The 22,262-nt window shown below is 61.0% G+C and carries 17 protein-coding genes and 1 pseudogene; 9 read left to right on the top strand and 9 right to left on the bottom strand.

Annotated features, from left to right (window positions below; genetic code table 11):
- Nucleotides 1-539 precede the first annotated feature (539 nt).
- Nucleotides 540-1,106, bottom strand: coding sequence for a phosphoribosyltransferase family protein (locus NR164_RS08795; protein ID WP_256822632.1), 567 nt, complete (start codon nucleotides 1,104-1,106; stop codon nucleotides 540-542).
- A gap of 416 nt (nucleotides 1,107-1,522) precedes the next feature.
- On the opposite strand from NR164_RS08795, the gene NR164_RS08790 reads away from it, so the two are divergent.
- A complete protein-coding gene (locus NR164_RS08790; RefSeq protein WP_079443486.1) occupies nucleotides 1,523-2,419 on the top strand; it encodes a universal stress protein in 897 nt (298 codons plus the stop codon).
- A gap of 56 nt (nucleotides 2,420-2,475) precedes the next feature.
- Nucleotides 2,476-2,787 (top strand): annotated as a pseudogene (locus tag NR164_RS30505) (hypothetical protein); the annotation flags it as partial.
- A 70-nt stretch (nucleotides 2,788-2,857) separates the two neighbouring features.
- On the opposite strand, the gene NR164_RS08780 reads toward NR164_RS30505, so the two are convergent.
- A complete protein-coding gene (locus NR164_RS08780) occupies nucleotides 2,858-3,310 on the bottom strand; it encodes a VOC family protein (protein WP_017847958.1) in 453 nt (150 codons plus the stop codon).
- Nucleotides 3,311-3,362: 52 nt separating this feature from the next.
- Nucleotides 3,363-4,754: an NAD-dependent succinate-semialdehyde dehydrogenase gene (locus tag NR164_RS08775; protein WP_046383987.1), complete on the bottom strand. Its 1,392-nt coding sequence runs from the start codon at nucleotides 4,752-4,754 to the stop codon at nucleotides 3,363-3,365.
- A gap of 489 nt (nucleotides 4,755-5,243) precedes the next feature.
- On the opposite strand from NR164_RS08775, the gene adhP reads away from it, so the two are divergent.
- The 3 genes from adhP (at nucleotide 5,244) to NR164_RS08760 (ending at nucleotide 7,905) form a co-directional block, all read left to right on the top strand.
- Entirely contained in the window at nucleotides 5,244-6,254 is a 1,011-nt protein-coding gene (adhP, locus tag NR164_RS08770) for an alcohol dehydrogenase AdhP (RefSeq protein WP_017847956.1), read from the top strand.
- 178 nt (nucleotides 6,255-6,432) lie between these two features.
- On the top strand, nucleotides 6,433-7,050 hold the full coding sequence (locus tag NR164_RS08765; protein WP_046383985.1) for a LysE family transporter: 618 nt from the start codon (nucleotides 6,433-6,435) through the stop codon (nucleotides 7,048-7,050).
- Between the two features lie 93 nt (nucleotides 7,051-7,143).
- Nucleotides 7,144-7,905, top strand: coding sequence for an SDR family NAD(P)-dependent oxidoreductase (locus NR164_RS08760; RefSeq protein WP_079443487.1), 762 nt, complete (start codon nucleotides 7,144-7,146; stop codon nucleotides 7,903-7,905).
- Nucleotides 7,906-7,991: 86 nt separating this feature from the next.
- Here the strand turns inward: NR164_RS08760 and NR164_RS08755 are convergent, their stop codons facing one another.
- Both NR164_RS08755 and baeS read right to left on the bottom strand, forming a co-directional pair.
- Entirely contained in the window at nucleotides 7,992-8,675 is a 684-nt protein-coding gene (locus NR164_RS08755) for a response regulator (protein WP_108525618.1), read from the bottom strand.
- Nucleotides 8,676-8,678: 3 nt separating this feature from the next.
- Complete coding sequence (gene baeS / locus NR164_RS08750) at nucleotides 8,679-10,064, bottom strand: sensor histidine kinase efflux regulator BaeS (RefSeq protein WP_046383982.1); 1,386 nt, start codon at nucleotides 10,062-10,064, stop codon at nucleotides 8,679-8,681.
- Nucleotides 10,065-10,208: 144 nt separating this feature from the next.
- Between baeS and NR164_RS08745 the strand changes: the two genes are divergently transcribed.
- From NR164_RS08745 to NR164_RS08730, 4 genes are all read left to right on the top strand, one after another.
- Nucleotides 10,209-11,393, top strand: coding sequence for an efflux RND transporter periplasmic adaptor subunit (locus tag NR164_RS08745; protein ID WP_046383981.1), 1,185 nt, complete (start codon nucleotides 10,209-10,211; stop codon nucleotides 11,391-11,393).
- A 2-nt stretch (nucleotides 11,394-11,395) separates the two neighbouring features.
- Nucleotides 11,396-14,530 carry an efflux RND transporter permease subunit gene (locus NR164_RS08740; protein ID WP_256822631.1) on the top strand — a complete coding sequence of 1,045 codons (3,135 nt, stop codon included), beginning with the start codon at nucleotides 11,396-11,398 and terminating at the stop codon, nucleotides 14,528-14,530.
- On the top strand, nucleotides 14,527-15,921 hold the full coding sequence (locus NR164_RS08735; RefSeq protein WP_046383979.1) for an efflux transporter outer membrane subunit: 1,395 nt from the start codon (nucleotides 14,527-14,529) through the stop codon (nucleotides 15,919-15,921). Before NR164_RS08740 ends, NR164_RS08735 begins: the two co-directional genes overlap by 4 nt.
- A gap of 86 nt (nucleotides 15,922-16,007) precedes the next feature.
- Nucleotides 16,008-16,709 (top strand): VacJ family lipoprotein, encoded by a 702-nt coding sequence (locus NR164_RS08730; RefSeq protein ID WP_256822683.1) that lies wholly within the window; start codon nucleotides 16,008-16,010, stop codon nucleotides 16,707-16,709.
- Between the two features lie 122 nt (nucleotides 16,710-16,831).
- Here NR164_RS08730 and NR164_RS08725 read toward each other — a convergent pair whose 3' ends face one another.
- The 4 genes from NR164_RS08725 to NR164_RS08710 are packed head-to-tail and all read right to left on the bottom strand — an operon-like array spanning nucleotide 16,832 to nucleotide 22,204.
- Complete coding sequence (locus tag NR164_RS08725; protein WP_017847952.1) at nucleotides 16,832-17,587, bottom strand: ABC transporter ATP-binding protein; 756 nt, start codon at nucleotides 17,585-17,587, stop codon at nucleotides 16,832-16,834.
- Entirely contained in the window at nucleotides 17,581-18,642 is a 1,062-nt protein-coding gene (locus NR164_RS08720) for an iron ABC transporter permease (RefSeq protein WP_169881429.1), read from the bottom strand. The genes NR164_RS08725 and NR164_RS08720 overlap by 7 nt, the downstream gene beginning before the upstream one ends.
- Entirely contained in the window at nucleotides 18,639-19,808 is a 1,170-nt protein-coding gene (locus NR164_RS08715) for an ABC transporter substrate-binding protein (RefSeq protein WP_169881428.1), read from the bottom strand. The genes NR164_RS08720 and NR164_RS08715 overlap by 4 nt, the downstream gene beginning before the upstream one ends.
- 20 nt (nucleotides 19,809-19,828) lie before the next feature.
- Nucleotides 19,829-22,204, bottom strand: coding sequence for a TonB-dependent receptor (locus tag NR164_RS08710; RefSeq protein WP_256822629.1), 2,376 nt, complete (start codon nucleotides 22,202-22,204; stop codon nucleotides 19,829-19,831).
- Nucleotides 22,205-22,262 lie beyond the last annotated feature (58 nt).

Here is a 22,262-nt window from a genome sequence, read left to right as displayed (position 1 = left end):
CAGGCAATGAACGGTGCAATCGATACGCGGGCACGTCACCGAGAGGCTCAACCGGCATTAATACTTGCAAGTTAGGGGCTGCGGATTGTGGGTTAAGTCAGTCGAATTAATTTCGCAGCTGTTTCGAAAGCCGACAGCAACGATGCTACCGAGCCAATCAAGCTGATCAGGTTGCCTGGGATCGGGTACATCACCCCAAGGGGTTAGTACCGATACAAAGTCGACTCACCGGAGGTACGGACGCAAACTTGGATGAACTGATGGCGATCTCATCCCAGGCCTAGGTCCGTGAAAGCTACCAAAGCGGAGCTGGTCGGCCAGTCCGTGGCGCCGACGTTTCCCGCTCCAAACATAGCGCTACAGAATTCAGTGGAATTCTGTCAGCGATCGAAACAAGGACCTTCGGGTCCTTTTTCCGTTCCGACGGGAACCACTGACATCCAGCACCGTCCAGTGCTTTTAAGTCCTGAATTGTTGGCGCCGAGCGTTCTCCACCGCTCAAGCCCGGTGACTCGGCGAAGCCCTGAACGCTTCCACCGTCAGCGGGCGGCGCCGTGTCGTACCACTTCTATGCAAAAGGCCTGTTCGTAGGGCGGTACGTTGCATTCGACAATATCAGTGGCGGCGACTTGCAGGTGTATACCGACAATGTCGGCCCGGATCGGCTGCTGACGGACATGCCGGTCGACCAGTACCGCCGTATGGACCCGACGAGCCCCCAGTTGTGCCAGATATGCGCAAGTGCGCAGGAGGGAATGGCCTTCGAAGAGCACATCATCGACCACCAGAAACGTGGTATTGGCCAGATCCAACCTGCCCAGGTCCGGGTTTTCGGTCAATTGCGTGTAGGTATGCAGCACTTGCAGGTCGTCGGCGTAGCGCTTGACCTGCAGCGGGTAAACAGGGAGTTCCGGCCGGCCGGTCTGACGCGCAATATACTCGCGCAACCTTTGAGCCAGGGGCAGGCCCCTGCGCTCGATGCCTATCAGTGCCGCATGCGTCGGTGGCAGAAGGGTGGCGGCCTTGCGCGCCATCGTCTGCAACACAACATCCAGCTCATCACTGTCATACAGGCGCAACCGTTGACTTGCCACTAGGATCGTCATTGCTTTCTCCTGCTCAGGAAACATGGGGTCATGCGGTGCCGGCTACGGCAGCAGGCGTATGCCATGAGATACGTGTGCAATCGGCGAGTCTGAACTCCTGAGGTGCCGCACCCTTGCGAGTGCATGTTGGGTCAATGTAGACCGGCTGACCCTGGCAGGATTGATATTGATCAATCGCGATCAATCCAACGCCCGATCCTTTCAACCGACGCGAATCTGCGGTGGCGCCAGAGGTGTGGGCACAAGCTGCCGCGAGTGAATGTATTGCGTGCCCGGGCACTTGATATAAATCAACTCCAAGGCCGCATCGACGGAGGATTCTGAGTTCATAAAGAAGGTGCTCGGTTCGGCGGTGAACACGACAGTTGTCCGCCATTGCGGGCAATGACAAACGTGCAAGCCCATGGAGTCCGATCATGAGCCAGTATCAACGGTTATTGCTGATCATCAACCCGGCGCTGCGCCGGTCTCAAGCCATGAACCATGCTGCCGCTCTGGCCAAGGTCAGCGGTGCCAGCCTGCACATTGCTGCCTTGATCCCGACCTGGAACCTGTTGTCGCTGCTCGAAGAGGGTGACCGGGAAAAAGCTCGCGAAAATTATCTGCAAGATCATCGCGATTGGCTCAAATACCAGGCAGCTCATCTGCGTGATAGTCATAAAGGTATCGAAGTGACGGCTGAAGCGAAGTGGGCCGACGACCTGCAGCAGGAGATTCTCGATTACGTCGCAGAAATGCAGCCAGACCTGCTGATCAAGCAGGTGCAGCGCGAACCGGCACTCAAGCGTGCATTCATCACCCCGCTGGATTGGCGTTTACTGCGTCACTGTCCGATACCGGTCTATCTGCTCAGCGAAGACGACCTGCCCTTGCCGCGCAAGATCGTGGCGGCGGTCGACGCCTCCAATACCCTTGCCCAGGACAACGAGCTCAATGAACGGATCATCCAGCAGGCTTCCAGTCTCGCCATCCAGTGTCAGGCCGAGTTGCACTTGCTGTATGCCTGCGACATTTCCATGGTGTACCTGGGCGATATGGGCGGCGGGGGCCTGACAATTTCGGACCTTGGCAGGCAGTTGCGCAAAGGTCATGAAAAGTCATTCCTCGAACTGGCCGACCGTTATGGCGTGCCTGCCGACCGGCGGCATTTCATTGAAGGACAGCCTGTCGCGGTGCTCCATGCGTTCACCGATGAGCAGCATATGGATGTGATTGTGATGGGCAAGGTCCAGTCCCACGGACTGGACAAGCTGCTGGGCAGCACCACCGAACATCTCCTGTATCAGGTGTCCTGCAGCATTCTGGCTATCTAGCGCGGCGAGGGCCGCCTATTCCGAAATCACAGGCGTGATCGTCGGAGGAGGTCCTCGTGATCCTTAGTCCCTCATTGCAAACCCTCTTGCCAAACCGCGTCGAGGCCGGTCGACGACTGGTGGAACCCTTGCTCAAATACGCCAACGGGTCTGACGTCATCATTCTCGCGTTGCCCCGGGGCGTTGAACGGAACGCCGATTTGCGTTTGCCGACCAACACCCGCGCCTTGCTCGTTTTCGTACACGGCAGCGGTAGTGGCCGTTTGAGCCCGCGTAATCAATACATGGCCGATGTACTGACCCATCAGGGCTTGGGTTCGCTGTTGTTTGACCTGCTCACGGAAACGGAGCAGCGCCTGGATAACTTGAGGCGTATCAGGATTCTGACGCACGCTCGTTTTATCAATCTCTTCAGGCGTGTATGCCGATGAAGAAATTTTATTCCCGGCGATCACTTCCTCGTGATTTTCCAAGCAAGCGCCGCTTTTGTTTTTCCAGGAAGAACATCACTTCGAGCTTCAGATTATCGGGGTCGAGGAAATAAACCGCATAGTAGCCCTCGCCATAATCCGGATAGTCAGCGGGTGCGTCGACAATCGTAACCGCCTGATCCAGCAGGAACGCATAGAGCGCATCGACGTCCTCGCGCGCGGCAACCTCGAACGCATAGTGGTGATAGCCCACATCGCCGGTCCGGTGCTTGTGTTTGCGCCCCTGGGCATCGGCTTCGGTGATCCAGAACAGGGTTTCGCCATTGGTCCAACCAATAACCCGGTCGAACTCCCACTCTATGGTGAATCCCAAGAAACCGAGTACCTGATCGTAGAACGCCCTGGAGCGGTCCAGATCACTGACACGAATAGCCAAGTGGTCTATCCCGATGACGTTCATCCTGTCAGGTCTCCTCGATTTCGGTTTCTTGGGACAAAGAGCGCTGTTGAACTCAGAACGGGGCGTCGATATCGACCACGACAATGAGCTTGTGGTTGACGAACTCCTTGAGCCCGAGCCCGATCAGCTCGCGGCCGTACCCCGAGCGGCGCACGCCACCGAAAGGCAGGTCGGCTTCGACCTTGGTCGGATGGTTGACGAACACCATGCCGGTGGAGATTTTCTTCGCGACTTCTGCGCCATGCGCCGTGTCCGAGGTGAATACCGAACCGCCGAGGCCGAACGGCGAGTCGTTGGCGATACGTACTGCATCGTCTTCATCCTTGGCGCGGAACACCATGGACACCGGGCCAAAGAACTCCCAGTAGCGAGCGGGGTTGTCTTCGGCGACATCGGTCAGGATCGTCGGCTGCACGAATGCCCCATCGACAGGCACGGGCGGCCCGACTTCTTCGGCCTTGGCGCCAAGCTTCACGGCTTCGAGGATCTTTTGCTTGACCTCATTGGCCGCGCTTTGCGAGGAGAGCGGTGCCAGGGTCGTCTTCGCATCGAAGGGATCGCCGGCCACCAACTCCGCGACGCCCTTGCGATAGAGCGCGAGGAAGTCGTCATAGACCGCATCGACCACGATCATGCGCTTGGAGGACACGCAGACCTGCCCGGCATTCCAATGCCGGCCGAACACCGCCCATTTGCTCGTTTTCGCCAGGTCCGCGTCGGCCAGCACGACGAAGGCGTCGGCGCCGCCGAGTTCCAGGGTGGATTTTTTCAGCGCTTTGCCCGCTTGCGACGCAACCACTGCACCGGCGCCTTCCGAGCCGGTCAAGGCAACGCCCTGCACGCGGGCATCGTTGATGATCAGCTCGATCTGCGAACGCGTGGCGTACAGATTACGGAAGGCGCCGTCAGGCAGGCCGGCATCCTTCATCAACTTTTGAAAGCCAGCGGCGCTTTGCGGCACATTCGCTGCGTGTTTGAGAAGCACGGTATTACCGGCAGAAAGCTGCGGCGCCAGAATGCGGGCGATCTGGTAATAAGGGAAGTTCCACGGCTCGATCGCCAGCAGCACGCCGAGCGGTTCGCAGACGAGAACCGCCTCGCCCTCGGCAGGGTCGAGGACCGGGAGTTTCTCCGGCTTGAGCAAGGTTTCGGCATTGCGCACATAGTATTCGAAGATTTTTGCCGACAGCTCGACCTCGGCTTTCGCCTCGGCAAACAGCTTGCCCATCTCCAGCGTCAGTACCCTGGCAAAGGCGTCGCTGTCCTTGCGCAGGATATCGGCCGCATTCTGCAGGATGCGCGCACGTTCGGCGAAAGATGTGTCCTTCCACGCCAGGAAAGCCTCATGGGCCTTGCCGATGGCCGCGGTGACTTCTGCATCGGTCGCATCGGGAAAGGTTTGCAGTGTCTCGCCCGTATAGGGATTGATTGTTGCGTATGCCATGTAAAAGCTACTCCAGAACCGTTTCGACTAAATGGCCAACCCGCCGCTGAGTGCATATGCCGGGCCTGCCGAAGGTACACGAGGAACAGGTTTCAAACATGGAGCCAAAGGTCGCAGGCCCACCCAGACCCGAGAGATCGGGGAGCGCCCTTGACGTTCAGGGCGGCGGCGACGGTCACTCAAAGCGGCCACGATGATCTGCCGATCAGCGTCTCCTGTTGATCTTTGTCATAGAAAGGCAAAGAAGAGGCGTCCTTGCGCGGCTTGCCTGACTAATAGGCATCCCCCTTTTGCGCGACTTGTGCCATAAGACCGGTAGCGTTGGCGACCCGATGGCGCAGCAATAGCATCCATTGACTCCCCGACCCTGGGGCCGGGTGGCGGGCATTGCGCCAGACTTCGGAGCGCTGGAAGGGTGGTGCTGTACTGCTTTGGCATTTGTTGGGCCCGCTGTAACGCAAGCTCACTCACGGATACAAGGAGATAAGCATGAAAGCTGCTGTTGTTGCCCAAGGGCAACGCGTGAATGTGATCGAAAAAACATTACGGCCTCTGAAACATGGTGAGGCTCTCCTTAAAATGCAGTGCTGCGGGGTCTGCCATACCGACCTGCACGTCAAGAACGGCGATTTCGGTGATAAAACCGGGGTGATCCTAGGCCATGAAGGCATCGGTATCGTGCAGCAGGTAGGACCAGGCGTCACCTCTCTGAAGCCCGGTGACCGTGCCAGCGTAGCCTGGTTCTTCCAGGGCTGTGGGCACTGTGAATACTGCAACAGCGGCAACGAGACACTCTGCCGCAACGTAAAAAACTCCGGTTACACCGTGGATGGCGCAATGGCCGAAGAGTGCATTGTCGTCGCCGACTACTCGGTGAAAGTGCCTGATGGGCTTGATTCTGCGGCGGCGAGCAGCGTGACCTGTGCTGGCGTAACGACCTATAAAGCTGTGAAGGTTTCCAATATCCGCCCTGGGCAATGGATTGCGATCTACGGGCTGGGCGGCCTGGGGAATCTGGCGTTGCAGTACGCAAAAAATGTATTCAACGCCCGAGTGATCGCCGTGGACATCAACGATGATCAACTGCAGTTCGCCAGGGAAATGGGCGCTGACCTGGTCATCAACTCCCGCAACGAGGATGCCGCAAAAGTTATCCAGGAGAAGGTCGGCGGAGCTCACGCGGCTGTCGTGACGGCCGTCGCCAAGGTCGCGTTCAACTCTGCGGTGGATGCCCTGCGTGCCGGTGGGCGCCTGGTCGCAGTTGGGCTTCCGCCTGAAGCCATGAGCCTCGATATTCCTCGGTTGGTGCTTGACGGGATCGAGGTGGTCGGCTCACTGGTCGGTACTCGACAAGACCTCGTAGAAGCCTTCGAGTTTGCCGCGCAAGGCAAGGTGGTGCCGAAGGTAACATTGCGTCCGATCGAAGATATCAATGAGATCTTCGATGAAATGCAGCAAGGGAAAATCAAAGGCCGCATGGTGATTGATTTGAGTCATTGACGGGCCATTGGCAGTCGCTCGGGCGGCTGCCAATACCGTTGGCTCCTCGCGACGAGAAGCGCAGCCGATCGCTTTTGCCGATAGTTTCTGGATGGTTTTCTCACTTGCATCGCTAGATATTGAGGCGAGGTTGATGATAGGTTCTGCGTCCAAAACCATCCTGCGCGGGAGATAACCGATGTTTGGCGTGACCGACTATGGCGCTTTCATCATCGCCTTTATCATCGTCCTGGCCATTCCTGGCCCCGGCAATTTTGCCCTCATCACGGCGACCGGCAAAGGTGGGATAAAAGCGGGTTTGGCCGCGACGTGCGGAGTGATACTCGGTGACCAGGTGCTCTTATGGCTGGCGGTCGCTGGCGTCGCAACCCTGCTGGCCGCGTATCCGGCAGCGTTCCATCTCATTCAATGGTTGGGTGCGTCGTACTTGGCGTGGCTGGGCCTGCGAATGTTGTTTAGTCAGGCTGGGGCCGCGCCGCGCAAGAGCCGGATGGATAACGGCCATTTCCTGCGTCAGACCATGATGATCACGTTGCTCAACCCCAAGGCGATCATCTTCTACATGGCCTTTTTCCCGTTGTTTGTCGATCCGGTGAAGCATCAGGGCATAGTGACATTCGCGTTCATGGCCGCGACCGTAGCGGTGGTGACGTTCCTCTATGGTTTGATAGCCGTCCTATTGACCCACAAGCTCGCTCAGCGCATGCGGGCCAACCCGCGCATCGCCAATCTGCTGGAGCGCTTGGCCGGCGTTTGCCTGCTGGGGTTCGGCGTCAAGCTGGTCGCCATGCGCTGAATACGAGCCGTTGGTTTACCCTGGCAGTGATGCCGACGTTGCCCGCTGGGTGCTACGGTGATGGCTTTCTAGCAACCCATTCGAGATGTCCCTATGAAACCCAATCCGACAATCGATAACGTATTACGCGTCGCGTTGGTTACAGGGTCCACTTCCGGTATCGGCGCAGCCATTGCACGTGCACTAAGCCGGGCAGGCTATGCAGTGGTGCTCCATTCGCGAAACTCTGCGGATACGGGACGCGCTATGGTTGCCGAAATGAAGCAGGCTATTTACGTGCAAGCTGATCTTGCTTTTGAAGCTGACAGGGTCAGGCTTGTTAATGAGGCGATCGCCGCGTGGGGGCAGCTCGACGTATTGGTCAATAACGCTGGTATTAGCAGAGTCATTCCGCACGGCGACCTTGCCTCGGCCAACTCGACGGTGTGGCACGAACTTAACGAGGTTAATGTCGTGGCGCCGTTCCACCTAGTCGCATTGGCCGAGTCGGCATTGCGCGATGCCGCCTGTTACCGTCGAGCAGGTTGCGTCGTAAACATCAGTTCGCATGCCGGTATCCGTCCTAAGGGCGCATCTATTCCCTATGCGGTAAGCAAAGCTGCGCTTAATCACATGACCCGCTTGCTTGCGGTATCGCTGGGGCCAGAAATTCGCGTAAACGCTGTGGCGCCTGGCTTGGTCGACACGCCGCTGACCGCAGAGTGGACAGAGGCCCAAGAGTTGTGGCGAACTCGCGCCCCTATGCGCAGGGCCGCTAGCCCAGATGACATCGCAAACGCTGTTGTAATGCTGGTCGAGTCGGACTACTTGACCGGCGAGATACTCCTCTCAGACGGCGGGTTGAATCTGACCTAGGTTTAGCGTGCTCCGGTATCTGGAGATGGTTGCAGGCGTTCCGCTTGCGCCTCGTTGACGGTGCCGATGTGTATTATTCCGAGGTATCAGGCCTCGGAAAGCTGAAACCGATAACCGACCCCATACAACGATTCGATGGGCGTTTCCCCTGGGCACGCCTGCTCCAGCTTGCGCCGCAGGTTGCGGATATGGCTGTCCACCGTGCGGTCGGTGACCACGCGGTGGTCGGAGTAGATCTTGTCGAGCAGTTGGTCACGGGAAAATACCCGCCCGGCGGAACGTGCGAAGGTGCTGAGCAGCCGCAGCTCCAGGGGGGTGAGGTCCAGGGCGATGCCGTCTATCGAGGCGCGATACTGCGCTTCGTCGATCAGCAGGCGCGGCGCCGAGCTGACCAGCAGTTGGGGCCCGCGACGCAGGATGGCCTTGACCCGGGCCACCACCTCCCGGGGGCTGAAAGGCTTGCAGATGTAGTCGTCGGCTCCCAGGTCCAGGCCCAGCAGGCGGTCCACCTCTTCGACGCGGGCGGTGATCATGATGATCGGCACGGCGCTGAAACCGCGCAGGTCCTGGCAGATTTGCATGCCGTCGCGCCCGGGCAGCATCAGGTCGAGCAGGATCAGGCGCGGTGTTTGCGCACGCACGGTCGGCACCACCTGCAAGCCGTTGTCCAGGCACACGGTCGAGTAGCCTGCCGCGACCAGATAATCCTGCATCAAGGCGGCCAGCTTCGGTTCATCTTCGACAATCAGGATCGGGCTTTTGTCGGTCATGGTTCAGATATCCCGTGGCAAGCGCAGGGTCAGCCAAAGGCCGCCGAGGGGCGAGTGAGCGGCGCTGAGGCTGCCGCCGTGGGCGAGGGCGATGTTGTGACAAATCGCCAAGCCCAGACCGGCACCGCCACTGGCACGGTTGCGCGATGATTCGCCGCGATAGAAGCGCTCGAACAGGCGCGGCAGTTGCTCGGCCGAAACCCCTGGGCCGGAGTCGATGAAGTCGATGCACACATTGGCGCGATCGACGACGGCGCGGATGCGGATGAGCCCGTTCGGGTCGGTGTAGCGCACGGCATTTTCCAGCAGGTTGGAAAACAATTGCTGCAGGCGGCTAGCGTCGGCCAACAATTCCAGGGGCTGCGACGGCAGCTCCAGTTCGACGCGCAGATGCCGGTCGTTCAAGCGTTCCTGGAACATCGACACGCTGGCTTGCAGCAGTTGATCGAGTCTGCACGCGCTCTTGCGGTAGGTCAGTGCGCCCACATCCGCCAGGGACAGTTCATACAGGTCATCCACCAGTTTGCTGAGCATGCTGACCTCACCTTGCAAGGACTTCATCGACCCTTGGTTCAGGGTGCGAACGCCATCCTCGATGGCCTCCAGCTCACCGCGCAACACCGACAGCGGGGTGCGCAACTCGTGGGAGACATCGGCCATGAACTCGCGCCGCATCTGTTCATTGCGCTCCAGGGTGTAGGCGAGTTGGTTGAAGTCCCGCGCCAATTGGCCCACTTCGTCATTGGAGGCCACGGCCACCCGGCTGCCGTAGTCGCCGCTTGCCAGGCGGTGGGTCGCCGCCGCCACCTTTTTCACCGGCTCCAACAGCGTGCGGGCGATCCACCAGGCAATCAGCATCGCCAGCAACAGCGAAAAGGCGCCCATCACCAGGCTGGTGCGTAACTGGTATTGCTGGAACCGTTCGCCGCCGGCTTCGGTCACGCTCTGGAACGGGGTCACGGCCAGCCAGCCAACGGTTTTATCGGCCACCACAATCGCGCGCAACAACGCATCGTTGCCGATATCCGGGTAGCCGTTCACGCGTTTTTTGTGTTCATCCAGCAAGGCGATGCGAAACAGCGCGCCTGTCAGGTCCGATGCCATGGGCGTGCGCAAATCGTTCTTCGCCGGATCTTCGCCGACCTCGGGCCGCATGATGTCGAACCAGCGATCCGACCGGTTGCGCAGGAACTCCCAATTGCCTTCGCGCGCATAGGCGCTGGCCAGGCGCGGCAGCACGGGGGCCATGCGCTCCAGCGCCTGCTCATTGAGATAGCCGAGAAAGCCCCGCCCGAAACTCCAGCTCGTCGCCACCCCCATGCTCAGGATGACCAGCAGCACGCCGGCCAGTACCGCAATAAACAGTTTGGTGGAGATACTCAACTTCATGGAGGTGGGCCGTTAAGAATGGATTGGGCCATTTAGGCCCTGGCGAAGAAAAGATTCAACCCGGCCGGGCAATCTTCAATTTTCCTGCACATTTGCCTTGCACGATGGCGCTGACTCAAGCCATTCCGTCTTGTAGAGGCCGCTATGTCGACGAAAATCTTCGCCAAATACCTGGTAACCGCCGCGGTTTGCCTGTCCTTGTTCATTCTGGTCCTGCTGGGCGGTTGCTCCGGCGGCGAGCCGGCACCTCAAGCGATCACTCCGAAAGTCTCGGTGATCAGCATAAAACCCCAGAGCCAAGTGCTGACCACCGAGTTGGCGGGGCGTACCCAAGCCTTCATGGTGGCGCAGATTCGCCCGCAAGTCGGCGGTATCGTCCAGCGGCGGCTGTTTGTCGAGGGGGCGGATGTCAAGGCCGGCCAAGCGCTCTACCAATTGGATGCGGCGTCCTATACCGCCGCCCTGGCGCAGTCCGAGGCGAGCCTGGCCAAGTACCGCGCCACCCTTAAATCGGCGCAGGCCACCGCCAGGCGCGACGCCGAACTGGTGAAGATCAATGCCATCAGTCAGCAAACTAACGAAGACGCTCAGGCCACCTTGCTGACGGCCGCCGCCGACGTGCAAGTCGCCGAGGCTGAAGTCCAAACCGCCCGCATCAACCTGGCTTACACGCGCATCACCTCGCCGGTCAGCGGGCGCATTGAAACATCCACGGTGACCCCGGGCGCGCTGGTGGTGGCCAATCAGGACAGCGCATTGACCACCGTGCAGCAACTCGATCCGATCTACGTGGACGTTACCCAATCGACCACCGAACTGCTGCGCCTCAAGCGTGACCTGGCCAGCGGCGTGTTGCAGTCCAATGGCAACGGCGAGGCGCGCATCAGCCTGAAGCTGGACGACGGCACCACCTACAACCAGCAAGGGCGGCTCAAGGTCAGCGGGGTGAGTGTCAACGAGGGCACGGGCACCGTCACCCTGCGTGCCGAATTCGCCAACCCGGACCACCTGCTGCTGCCGGGCATGTATGTCCGCGCGGTGCTGGAACAGGCGCGCGATGACCAGGCCATTCTGATCCCGCAAAAAGCGGTGAACCGCAGCGCCAGCGGGGTGACCACTGCGTTGCTGGTGGTCGACGGCAAGGTTGAACAGCGTGAGCTGACCATCGATCGCGCGGTGGGCAATCAGTGGTGGATCACCGCGGGCCTGAAGGCGGGTGATCAGTTGGTCGTCGAAGGCGGACAAAAAGTCCGTGCCGGCGCCGCCGTCCAGGTGCAGGACGCCAATGCTCAGGCGGCCACGCCGTCCACCCCTGTGAAGGAGGGTTAAGCGTGGCGCAGTTTTTTATTGATCGACCGATTTTCGCCTGGGTCATCGCCATCGTGATCATGCTCGGCGGCAGCCTGTCCATCAGCCAGTTGCCGTTGGAGCAATACCCCGACATCGCGCCGCCCACGGTGAAGATTTCCGCGACCTACACCGGGGCCTCGGCCAAGACCGTGGAAGACTCGGTGACCCAGGTCATCGAACAGCAGATGAAAGGCCTGGATAACCTGACCTACATGTCGGCCAACAGCAGTTCGGCGGGCAGCGCCAGCATCAGCTTGACCTTTACCGCCGGCACCGACCCGGATGTGGCCCAGATGCAGGTGCAGAACAAGCTGCAACAAGCCGAGTCGAGACTGCCGCAATCGGTACAAAGCGAAGGCCTGACCGTGACCAAGGGTGGCTCGGACTTCCTGATGATTGTCGCCCTGGCATCGGATGACCCCAGCGTTACCGGGACTCAGATCGGCGACTACATTTCCACCACCTTGCTCGACTCCATCAGCCGCATAGACGGCGTCGGCGATGTGCAGACTCTGGGATCAGGCTATGCCATGCGTATCTGGCTGGACCCGGCCCTGTTGGAAAAATACGCGCTGATGCCTTCGGACGTCAGCAGTGCCCTGGAGGCGCAGAACACCGAAGTCTCCGCCGGGCAGCTGGGTGCTTTGCCGGCGATCAAGGGGCAGCAGTTGAACGCCACGATCAGCGCCCGCAGCAAACTGCAGACCGTCGAAGAGTTTCGCAACGTGGTGGTCAAGTCCAGCAGCGACGGTGCCGTGGTGTTGCTGGGCGATATCGCGACCTTGGAGCTGGGCAGCGAAAGCTACGACATCAGCAGCGCCCTCAACGGCAAGCCCGCCGCGGCCATGGGCGTGCAACTGGCGGCAGGTGCGAATGCGCTGAGCGTCGGCAAGGCGGTCAAGGCCAAGCTCAAAGAGATGGAGCCGTTCTACCCGACTGAAATGCAGCTTAAAAACGTGATTGCCTACGACACCACGCCGTTTGTCAGCCTGTCCATCGAGGAAGTGGTCAAGGCCTTGGGCGAGGCCATCGTGCTGGTGGTGTTGATCATGTTCCTGTTCCTGCAAAACCTGCGGGCGACGCTGATCCCGGCGATTACTGTACCGGTGGTGCTGCTGGGCACGTTCGGCGTGTTGGCGATGTTTGGCTATTCGATCAACACCTTGACGATGTTTGCCATGGTCCTGGCGATCGGCTTGCTGGTGGACGACGCCATCGTGGTGGTGGAAAACGTTGAGCGGCTGATGGGCGAGGGGCTATCGCCCGTGGCGGCCACGCGTCAATCGATGCGTGAAATCAGCAGCGCACTGGTCGGCATCACGCTGGTGCTGAGCGCGGTGTTTATCCCCATGGCGTTTTTCGGCGGTTCCACCGGGATTATCTATCGGCAGTTCTCGGTGACCATTGTTTCGGCGATGGTCCTGTCGGTGCTGGTGGCGATGACCCTGACCCCGGCGCTCTGTGCTTCGTTGCTCAAAACGCGTGATGGCCGCGGGCATGGTGCTCAGCACGGGTTCTTCGGCTGGTTCAACCGCACCTTTGAACGTGCCAGCGCCGGTTACGAGCGCTGGGTGGGTGTGGTGTTGCGGCGTTGGGGGCGCAGCCTGTTGCTCTATGGCGCGGTGCTGGTGGTCATGGCGGTGGGGTACATGAGCCTGCCCACGTCGTTTCTGCCGGACGAAGATCAGGGGATCCTCATGGCACAGATTCAGTTGCCAGTCGGGGCGACGGACAGCCGCACGCAAGCTGTGATCAAGCAGTTCGAGGACTACATCCTGAAACAGCCCGAAGTCGAAGCGATGATCAGCATCAGCGGGCTGGGCATGGGGGGTAACAGCCAGAACACCGCGCGCGCGTTTATCCGCCTCAAGGACTGGGACGAACGCGGTGGGCCCGGCCAGGGGGCGGCGGCCATTGCCCAACGGGCGACCATGGCGCTCTCCAGCATCGGCGATGCCGACGCTTTCGTCATGCAACCACCGACGGTGCGCGGCCTGGGCCAGAGCTCGGGGTTCGACCTGCAACTCAAGGACCTCGCCGGCCTGGGCCATGATGCGCTGGTGGCGGCCCGCGAACAGTTCCTTGAGCTGGCCAGAAAAGACCCGCGCTTGCTGGGCGTTCGCAGCAACGGTCTGGACGATGCGCCGCAGCTCAAGGTCAGCATCGACGACCGCAAGGCCGGAGCGCTGAGCCTGAGTACCAGCGACATCAACACCACCTTGTCGACGGCGTTGGGCGGTACGTATGTGAATGACTTTCTCAACCAGGGCCGGGTGAAAAAAGTCTACGTGCAGGGCCAGGCATCCTCGCGCATGCAGGCCGCGGACCTTGATCATTGGTTCGTGCGCAACAGCAGCAATGAAATGGTGCCGTTCTCATCGTTTGCCAGCAGCACCTGGAGTTACGGCTCGCCCTTGCTGGAGCGCTACAACGGTAACGCCTCCCTGGAAATCGTCGGTGACCCCGCGCCAGGCGTGAGCTCCGGCGACGCGATGGACGCGGTGGAAGCCATCGTCCGGCAATTGCCCCAGGGCATCGGCTACGAATGGACCGGGCAGTCCTATCAGTTGCGGCTATCCGGCTCCCAGGCCCCGCTGCTCTATGCACTCTCCGTATTGTTTGTGTTCCTGTGCCTGGCCGCGCTCTACGAGAGTTGGTCGGTGCCGTTTTCGGTGATTCTGGTGGTCCCCCTGGGGGTGATCGGTGCAGTGCTGGCGACCCGTGTCGCCGGGTTGAGCAACGACGTGTATTTCCAGGTGGGGCTGTTGACCACCGTGGGCCTGGCCGCGAAAAACGCGATCCTGATCGTGGAGTTCGCCAAGCACCTGCAAGAGCAGGGCAACAGCCTGATCGATGCGACGCTGATCGCGGTGCGCCAACGCTTGCGGCCGATCCTGATGACGTCCCTGGCCTTCATGTTCGGCGTGTTGCCGTTGGCCTTGAGTAGCGGCGCAGGCTCCGCCGGGCGTCAGGCCATCGGTACGGGCGTGCTGGGCGGTATGTTCAGCGCCACGGTGCTGGGGATCTTCTTTGTACCGCTGTTTTTTGTGCTGATCCGCCGCCGTTTCGGCAGCGAGCGCAGTACTCGTCAATCTGCCCCGACAGGTGATGCATGATCAAGTCACATTGGCCTTTGCTGGCCGCCATGGTCCTGGGTGGCTGCGTCAACCTGGCACCCCAGTATGAGCGGCCGGAAGCGCCTGTTTCCGCGCAATGGCTGCCGACGGCCAGCCTGCCGAAAGGGCAGGCGGGGGCCGATGTCAAATGGCAGCAGTTCTTTACCGACAGCCGCCTGGCACAGTTGCAGGCGTTGGCGCTGGCCAATAACCGCGACTTGCGCCTGGCCAGCCTGAATGTCGAAAAGGCCCAGGCGCAGTACCGCATCAAGCGCGCGGACCTGTTTCCCACCATCGATGCCAGCGTCAGCGGCACCCACAGCCGCACGCCAGGGTCGTTGTCCAGCACCGGCACGGCGGCCACCACTCACGATTACAGTGCGCAATTGGGCTTGAGCAGTTATGAACTGGACGTGTTTGGCCGGCTACGCAACCTGCGGGATGAGGCGCTGGAAGACTACCTGGCGCTGACGGAAACCCGACGCAGTACGCAAATCAGCCTGGTGGCCGAAGTGGCCACCGCCTGGCTGACCCTGGCCGCCGACAACGAACGGCTGCTGCTGGCCCAGCAAACCCTGACCAGCCAGTTGGCCACCTACGACCTGACCCAGCGCAGCTATGCCCTGGGCGGCTCCTCCGCGCTGTCCGTGGCGCAAGCCCAGACCACGGTCGAGTCGGCGCGCGGCGACGTGGCGTCCTACGAGAGCCAGATTCTGCAGGACCGCAATGCCTTGCGCCTGTTGGTCGGCAGCGACCTTCCCGAGGCACTCTTGCCGGGCACGCACCTGGCGTCGGCGGCGGTGCTGGTGGACATACCGGCGGGCCTGCCGTCGAGCCTCTTGCAACAACGCCCGGATGTGCTGTCGGCGGAACACACGCTCAAGTCGGCGAACATCGACATCGGCGCGGCCCGTGCGGCGTTTTACCCCAGCATCAGCCTGACCGCCAACGCCGGCTCGTCCAGCTCGGCATTGGCCGGCCTGTTCAAATCCGGCAGCGGTGCCTGGACCTTTGCCCCGAGCATCAGCGTGCCGATTTTCGACGCCGGGAGTAACCGCGCGACCCTGGATTCGGCCAAGGTCGAGCGCGACATCCAGATACAGACTTATCAGCAGACCCTGCAGACCGCGTTCCGCGAAGTGGCCGACGCGCTGGCCGTGCGCAGCACCCTGGATCGCCGGATCGCCGCGCAACAGGCGCTGACCGACGCCAGCCGCAAGAGCTTCGAACTCTCGGACGCCTTGTACCGGGGCGGGTCGCAAAGCTACCTGGAAGCCCTGGATGCACAACGCTCGCTCTACAGCGCCCAGCAGGACCTGATCACCCTGCGTCTGACCGAGCAGAGTAACCGCATCACGTTGTACAAAGTGTTGGGAGGCGGTTGGAATTAATGGCCCTGTCTCTTGCACACACAATCGCCGCGATGGAACGGCTGGCGCGCGTCAAATCGGCTGACTTCATTCAATGGGAAATCAACATGCGTGCATCTCGTTCCACTTTAAGCCGTTGCGCTCAGGTACTGACCTGCGCCAGTTTCATAACGCTTTCAGCCCTTTGCCAGGCGGATTCCGACAAGGACCCGTGGGAGCGTATCAACCGACCCATTTTCTCATTCAATGACACGCTGGATACCTACGCACTGAAACCCCTTGCCCAGGGTTATCAATTTGTCACCCCGCGCATTGCGCAAGACGGCGTGCATAATTTTTTCAACAATCTGGGGGAGGTCAAGAACCTGGCGAACAACTTACTTCAAGCCAAGTTCTATAGCGCCGGGGTTGATACGAGCCGCTTCTTACTCAACAGCACCATTGGCCTGGCAGGATTGGTCGATGTCGCGACGCCCATGGGGCTGCAGCGCAATGACGAAGATTTCGGTCAAACCCTCGGTTACTGGGGGGTAGATAGTGGTCCTTATCTTGTGCTGCCACTCTTGGGGCCCAGTACACTTCGCGATGCGCCGGCCATCTTTCCCGATATCTACGCCAACCCGGTTCGTTACATCGGCGACGTTCCGACGCGTAATAGCCTGTACGGCCTCGGCATGATCGACGGACGCGCTCAATATATAAAATCTGAAAAGCTCGTCACCGGGGATAAATACAACTTCATTCGAAGCGTTTATCTGCAACACCGGGAGTTCAAGATCAACGATGGCAACGTAAAGGACGACTTTTGATCAGCGCGGTTCGACCTCGGGATCAAGTTACCCGTTGACACTATCCGGATGCGCCGCCCATCGAAGCCCAGGCACTGATGGCCGGCGCGGCCGTGGAATACAGGCTGGAGTGCTCGCGGCCCTCAAACAATATCGTCGATCAGGATATGAGGCTGCCCGCGACTGCACTGTTCAATGCGCGCCTGGACCTTGTACACAGTGCGCAGCATCTGTTCTGTAATGACCTCACGGCTCGCGCCACTGCCTTGTGCGGTACCGTCGGCAATGACCAGCACCTGATCGGCAAAACGTAACGCCTGGTTCAGGTCATGGATGGCGATGAACACAATGACCCGACGCCGGCGGGCCAATGCCTGCATGAAGTCCAACACCTGGACCTGGCGGTGCATGTCGAGGGCGCTGGTGGGTTCGTCCATCAACAGGATCTCCGGCTCGCGCACCAAGGTCTGCGCGATGGACACGAGCTGTTGCTGCCCGCCGCTGAGTTCGCCGAGGTTGCGAAAGGACAGGCCGGTGATCCCCAGCGCCTGCAATATCTCGTCGACCAGCGTCAGCTCATCATCGTGGACGACCCAGCCGGGCGACAGTTGTTTACGTGCCAGAAGCACCGATTCGTACACCGTCAATCGAGCGCTGCCGTTCAAGCCCTGCGGCATGTAGCTGATGCCCCGCACGCCCTTTTTCGAGCCCTGCAGAATCACCCGGCCGGGGCCGTCGATCAAGCCTGCCATGCGCTTGAACAGAGTGGACTTGCCGGCGGCATTGGGGCCGACCACCGCGACCACTTGGCCACCCATAAATGCGCCGGTCGTGACACCGCTGATGATCGTGCGTTGACCGTAGCGGGCACCAAGGTTCTCCAGTTGGATCGTCACCATGAGTTTTTCTTCCCGCTGAGAATCAGAGATATGAAGAACGGCACGCCGATCAACGATGTGACCACGCCGATCGGAAAGATCGCGCCCGGAATCAGGGTCTTACTGACCACCGAACTGACGGACAGAATCAGTGCGCCGGTCAGCAGCGACGCCGGCAGGAAGAACCGCTGGTCTTCACCAATCAACATCCGCGCAATGTGCGGGCCGACCAGCCCGATAAAGCCGATGGTGCCGACGAAGGCCACGGGAAACGCGGCGAGCAGGCTGACCATGATCAACGTCTGAAAGCGCAGGCTGCGCACGTTGATACCAAAACTTGCGGCCTTGTCGTCGCCCAGCCTCAGGGCTGTGAGGGCCCAGGCGCGCCTGGCGAAAATCGGCAGGGTGACCACGATCACCAGGCAGATCACTCCGAGTTTGGGCCAGGTGGCTTTGGTCAGGCTGCCCATGGTCCAGAACACCACGGCCGCCACGGCTTGCTCGGTGGCAAAAAACTGCACCAGGGCCAACAACGCGTTGAACGTGAACACCAGGGCAATGCCGAGCAGCACGATGGTTTCAGCGGTGACGCCGCGACGCATGCTCAGGAAGTGGATCAGCAAGGCAGAGAGCATGGCCATGACGAACGCGTTCACCGGCACCATGTACTGTGCCGCCAATGGGAACAGGGCCACGCCAAACGCCAGGCCCATGGCCGCGCCGAAGCTGGCGGCGGCAGAAATGCCCAGGGTGAAGGGGCTGGCCAGCGGGTTGTTGAGGATGGTCTGCATCTGCGCGCCCGCCAGTGATAATGCCGCGCCCACGGCAACCGCCATCAGGGCGACAGGCAGGCGGATATCCCACATCACCACGCGCACCTGCGCCGAAGCGTCATCCGGTGAAAACAGTGCGCCGAGTACTTCGCGCAGGCTGTAACTCGCCGGGCCCAGGGCCAGGTCAAGCAGGACACTGCAGAGCAGCAGCGTCATCAGCCCGGCGAGGATCAGCCGCTTGCGCAGCACCAGGCGACGGTAGGTCTCGCGCTGCGCCACCAGGGTGTCGCTCGGTGCGCTCATGGCTTGACCTCGGGGGTGCGCAAGCTGACGAAATAGCCCGGCTCGTAAGGTACCGGCAGAAACCGCTCGTGCAGCTCGCGAAAGGAGGCCTCGGGGTCCAGGTCGGCAAACAGCCTGGGATGAAACCATTTGGCCAATTGCTGGATGGCCACGAACTGGTAAGGGCTGTTGTAGAACTGATGCCAGATCGCATGAAAGGCCTGGTTGTCCTGCGCCTTGATCCCTGCGTAGGCTGGCCGTTGGGTGTACCAGGCCAGTTTGTGCCGGGCTTGCGTCATGTCGGCGCCCGGGCCGACGCCGACCCAATGGCCGCCAGGGGCGAACGCCTCCCAGTTGGCGCTGGTGACTACCACGTGCGCCGGGTTGGCGACGATGACCTGTTCGGGATTCAACTGGCCGAAGGTGCCGGGGATAATGCCTCTGGCGATATTGTCGCCACCGGCCATGTCGACAAAAAGCCCGAAGTTTTCGTTGCCGAAGCTCAGGCAGCAATCGTCCGTGTAACCGCCGATGCGTTCGATAAACACCGCGGGGCGCACAGGCTGCTGCGCCGCGATCACGTCGGTCACCCGGCGGATCTGCCGGTTGCGAAAATCAATGAAAGCCTCGGCACGCGCTTCTTTGCCCAACAGCCGGCCGAACAGGCGCATGGTCGGCTCGGTGTTCTGCATCGGTTGATTGCGAAAGTCGACGTACACCACCGGTATGCCCAGGGCATCGAGCTTCTCGATATAGCGCGCATCCTCGGTGGCATGCTGTGCCTCGATGTTGAGGATGATCACGTCGGGGTGCTGGGCGATCGCTTGTTCGATGTCGAAGGTCCCGTCTTCAAAACCGCCAAAGGTGGGAATCCTGGCAATGGCGGGAAATTTGCGCAGGTAGGCTCCGTAGGTGTCCGGGTCCGACTGGATCAGATCCTTGCGCCAGCCGACGATGCGTTCGATGGGGTTTTGCGTATCCAGGGCGGCGACCAGGTACAACTGGCGACCCTCCCCGAGAATCATCCGCCTGACCGGCAGATGGACCTTGACCTCGCGGCCGAGCAGGTCGGTGACGGTACTGCGCGCGGCATCCGCCTCGGCGGCGGGGGCGGGCAGTGAAGCCCCGAGCAAGCCAGCCACTAACAGCGCCGCGAAGGCGTGGCTGCGTCGAACGATGGTAACCATGGTTAAAGCCTTTGCAGGTGTCAGAAGTCGACCGTGGCCGAGAGTAAAAGCGTGCGTGGCGAGCCCTGGGAAAACGCTCCATAAGAGGCGACACCCGACCAGTACTCGCGATCGAACAGGTTTTGCACCGTGGCGCGGAACGTTGTCGGCCGCTGTGCGATACGCGTGGTGTAACGTGCGCCGAGGTCGATGCGGGTCCAGGGATCCAGTTGTTGGCTGTTGGCCTGGTTGACGTACTGGCGGGCGGTATAGATCGCGCCACTGGTGAACGTCAGCCCCTCGACCCAGGGGATGTCCCATTCGGCCCAGAGGTTGGCTTGTACATCCGGCACGCCGACCGGAGTGTTGCCTCGGTTGGCGGCAATGCCGGTTTTGGTCAACTGTGCATCCAGCAGCGTCACGCCCCCGAGCAGGCGCGCGCCTGGGGCGACCTCGCCAAACAGGTTCAGCTCGATGCCCCGATTGCGCTGTTCGCCTTGCACCGAAAACGTCCCGCCCGACAACTCGCCGCTGGGCTTCTTGATCTGGAACAGCGCCAGGGTCGCCATGAACGTGCCGTAGTCGAGCTTGACCCCGATCTCCTGCTGCCGGGAAACGTAAGGGGCGAAGATCTGGCCTGCATTGGCGGCGTTGGCCGGGGCGACGTCGCCCTTGCTCAGGCCCTCAAGGTAGTTGTAGTAGAGCGACACATGGTCCCAGGGTTTGACCACCACCCCGAACAGCGGCGTGGTCTTGCCTCCGTCATACGACGTGCTCAGCGTACCGGAGGCGTTGTAGTTGCTCGACTCAATATGCTGTCTGCGCAGGCCGAAGGTGACCTGCAGGCGTTGCTCGAGCACCGACAGGGTGTCGGCGATGGCGATGCCGGATAATTGCGTCGCGGAGACCTTTGGCGTATCCGGCTCGGCAATCGAAGGCTTGGGCTGATCGATCGGGTGGTAGATGTTCGACAGGATGACCGCGCCGGATGTGATGCCACGGGACAACTCATCGCGATAACGCGAGACTTGCAGGGCCGTGACGTGGCCGACCGGCCCGGTGTCGAAGCGTAGGCGCGTGCCCGCATCGACGGTATAGCGCTGCACGTTGAACTTGTAATAGCCGGGTGTCGAGGCGGTGTCGCCGGCGGCGTTGAGGAGGGTTGGGGTCTGGTCGGACATGCGCGCGACAGCCGACCTGCCGCCACCGGCATGGGCGAAGACGGTCAAGGCGTCGGTGAGGTCGTATTCACCGCTGAGCAACGCGGATTTATCACGGGTTTCGGACCAGCCCCAGTCTTGGCTCACATTGGTCCGCCCATTGGCGGCGGAAGGCATCTCCACGCCCGTGTCGATCAGGAACGGTCGAGATGCCGCATCGAACTTTTCTTGCTGGGAGATCAGGTCCAGGCTGCCTCGCAGGCGATCGGACCGGTAGTCCAGGGACACGGCGCCGAGCCCGACGGCGCGCGATTGGTCGTCGATCACGGTGTTGCCTTGCTGGACACTGGCGTTGACCCGCACCCCCCATCGGCGTTCCTCGCCAAAGCGCCGGCTGATGTCGATATGATTCCCCAGTTGCGCATCCTGGGCGTAACTGGCGGTGAACCGCGTCAAGTCTTCATCCAGGGAGCGCTTGGGCACCACATTGATCACCCCGCCGACGGCACTGTTGGGCGACATGCCGTAGAGCAGTGCGCTCGGCCCTTTGACGACCTCGATGCGTTCGGCGTATTCGGTGAACACCCGATAGTTGGAGGCCACGCCATAGACACCGTCGAAGGCCAGCTCACCGAGGTTGCCTTCGCCGACCGGAAACCCACGGATAAAAAAAGAATCGACAATCCCGCCGGTCTGCCCGGTGGCGCGGACCGACGAATCGCGCTCCAGCACGTCGCCCACGGTCGTTGCCTGTTGGTCCTTGATCAGCGACGAGGTGTAAGTGCTGACGCTGAAGGGGGCGTCCATTACATCGGTATTACCCAGCATGCCCAGGCGTCCTCCCGCGGCCACCTGGCCCCCCGGATACACCGGGGGCAAGGTCTCGGCCGGCTGGTCGTGGCCACTGATGGTGGTCTGCGCCAGGGTGACCCTGCGGAGCGCCAAGGTGTAGCTGCCGTCGTTGCGCAGCAGCATGTCCAGGCCACTGCCGGCCAGCAAATGCGCGACTGCCGCCTGGGTCGAGTAATTTCCAGAAAGCCTTGGGCTGATCAACCCTTCAGTGATCGACGGCTCGAAGGACAAGGCAATGCCGGCCTCCACGGCAAAGCTCGACAAGGTTGCGCCGAGCGGTCCGGGGGCAAGGTTGTACGCGCGCACGGTCACTGAATCCAGCTGCACCGGCGCGTCCGCCCGGGCCAAAGGGCAGGCCGCACCGATCAGGGTCAGGCTGAGCAACGCGCTGCGAATGACCGGCATCAATGGGAGGCCCTGTGGCGAGAGGAAGTGGCTGTTCCTTCATTGCCAGTTGAGATCA

The sequence above is a fragment of the Pseudomonas sp. Pse79 genome (genome assembly GCF_024519615.1).
Taxonomy (GTDB): domain Bacteria; phylum Pseudomonadota; class Gammaproteobacteria; order Pseudomonadales; family Pseudomonadaceae; genus Aquipseudomonas; species Aquipseudomonas veronii.
The sequence above is the reverse complement of the archived record's forward strand: the minus strand, read 5'-3'. Positions and strand labels throughout refer to the sequence as shown.

Bases quoted from the DNA above. Each gene is read 5' to 3' on its own strand.
- NR164_RS08795 (WP_256822632.1), bottom strand. From the start codon at position 1,106: ATGACGATCCTAGTGGCAAGTCAACGGTTGCGCCTGTATGACAGTGAT.
- NR164_RS08790 (WP_079443486.1), top strand. From the start codon at position 1,523: ATGAGCCAGTATCAACGGTTATTGCTGATCATCAACCCGGCGCTGCGC.
- NR164_RS08780 (WP_017847958.1), bottom strand. From the start codon at position 3,310: ATGAACGTCATCGGGATAGACCACTTGGCTATTCGTGTCAGTGATCTG.
- NR164_RS08775 (WP_046383987.1), bottom strand. From the start codon at position 4,754: ATGGCATACGCAACAATCAATCCCTATACGGGCGAGACACTGCAAACC.
- adhP (WP_017847956.1), top strand. From the start codon at position 5,244: ATGAAAGCTGCTGTTGTTGCCCAAGGGCAACGCGTGAATGTGATCGAA.
- NR164_RS08765 (WP_046383985.1), top strand. From the start codon at position 6,433: ATGTTTGGCGTGACCGACTATGGCGCTTTCATCATCGCCTTTATCATC.
- NR164_RS08760 (WP_079443487.1), top strand. From the start codon at position 7,144: ATGAAACCCAATCCGACAATCGATAACGTATTACGCGTCGCGTTGGTT.
- NR164_RS08755 (WP_108525618.1), bottom strand. From the start codon at position 8,675: ATGACCGACAAAAGCCCGATCCTGATTGTCGAAGATGAACCGAAGCTG.
- baeS (WP_046383982.1), bottom strand. From the start codon at position 10,064: ATGAAGTTGAGTATCTCCACCAAACTGTTTATTGCGGTACTGGCCGGC.
- NR164_RS08745 (WP_046383981.1), top strand. From the start codon at position 10,209: ATGTCGACGAAAATCTTCGCCAAATACCTGGTAACCGCCGCGGTTTGC.
- NR164_RS08735 (WP_046383979.1), top strand. From the start codon at position 14,527: ATGATCAAGTCACATTGGCCTTTGCTGGCCGCCATGGTCCTGGGTGGC.
- NR164_RS08730 (WP_256822683.1), top strand. From the start codon at position 16,008: ATGCGTGCATCTCGTTCCACTTTAAGCCGTTGCGCTCAGGTACTGACC.
- NR164_RS08725 (WP_017847952.1), bottom strand. From the start codon at position 17,587: ATGGTGACGATCCAACTGGAGAACCTTGGTGCCCGCTACGGTCAACGC.
- NR164_RS08720 (WP_169881429.1), bottom strand. From the start codon at position 18,642: ATGAGCGCACCGAGCGACACCCTGGTGGCGCAGCGCGAGACCTACCGT.
- NR164_RS08715 (WP_169881428.1), bottom strand. From the start codon at position 19,808: ATGGTTACCATCGTTCGACGCAGCCACGCCTTCGCGGCGCTGTTAGTG.
- NR164_RS08710 (WP_256822629.1), bottom strand. From the start codon at position 22,204: ATGCCGGTCATTCGCAGCGCGTTGCTCAGCCTGACCCTGATCGGTGCG.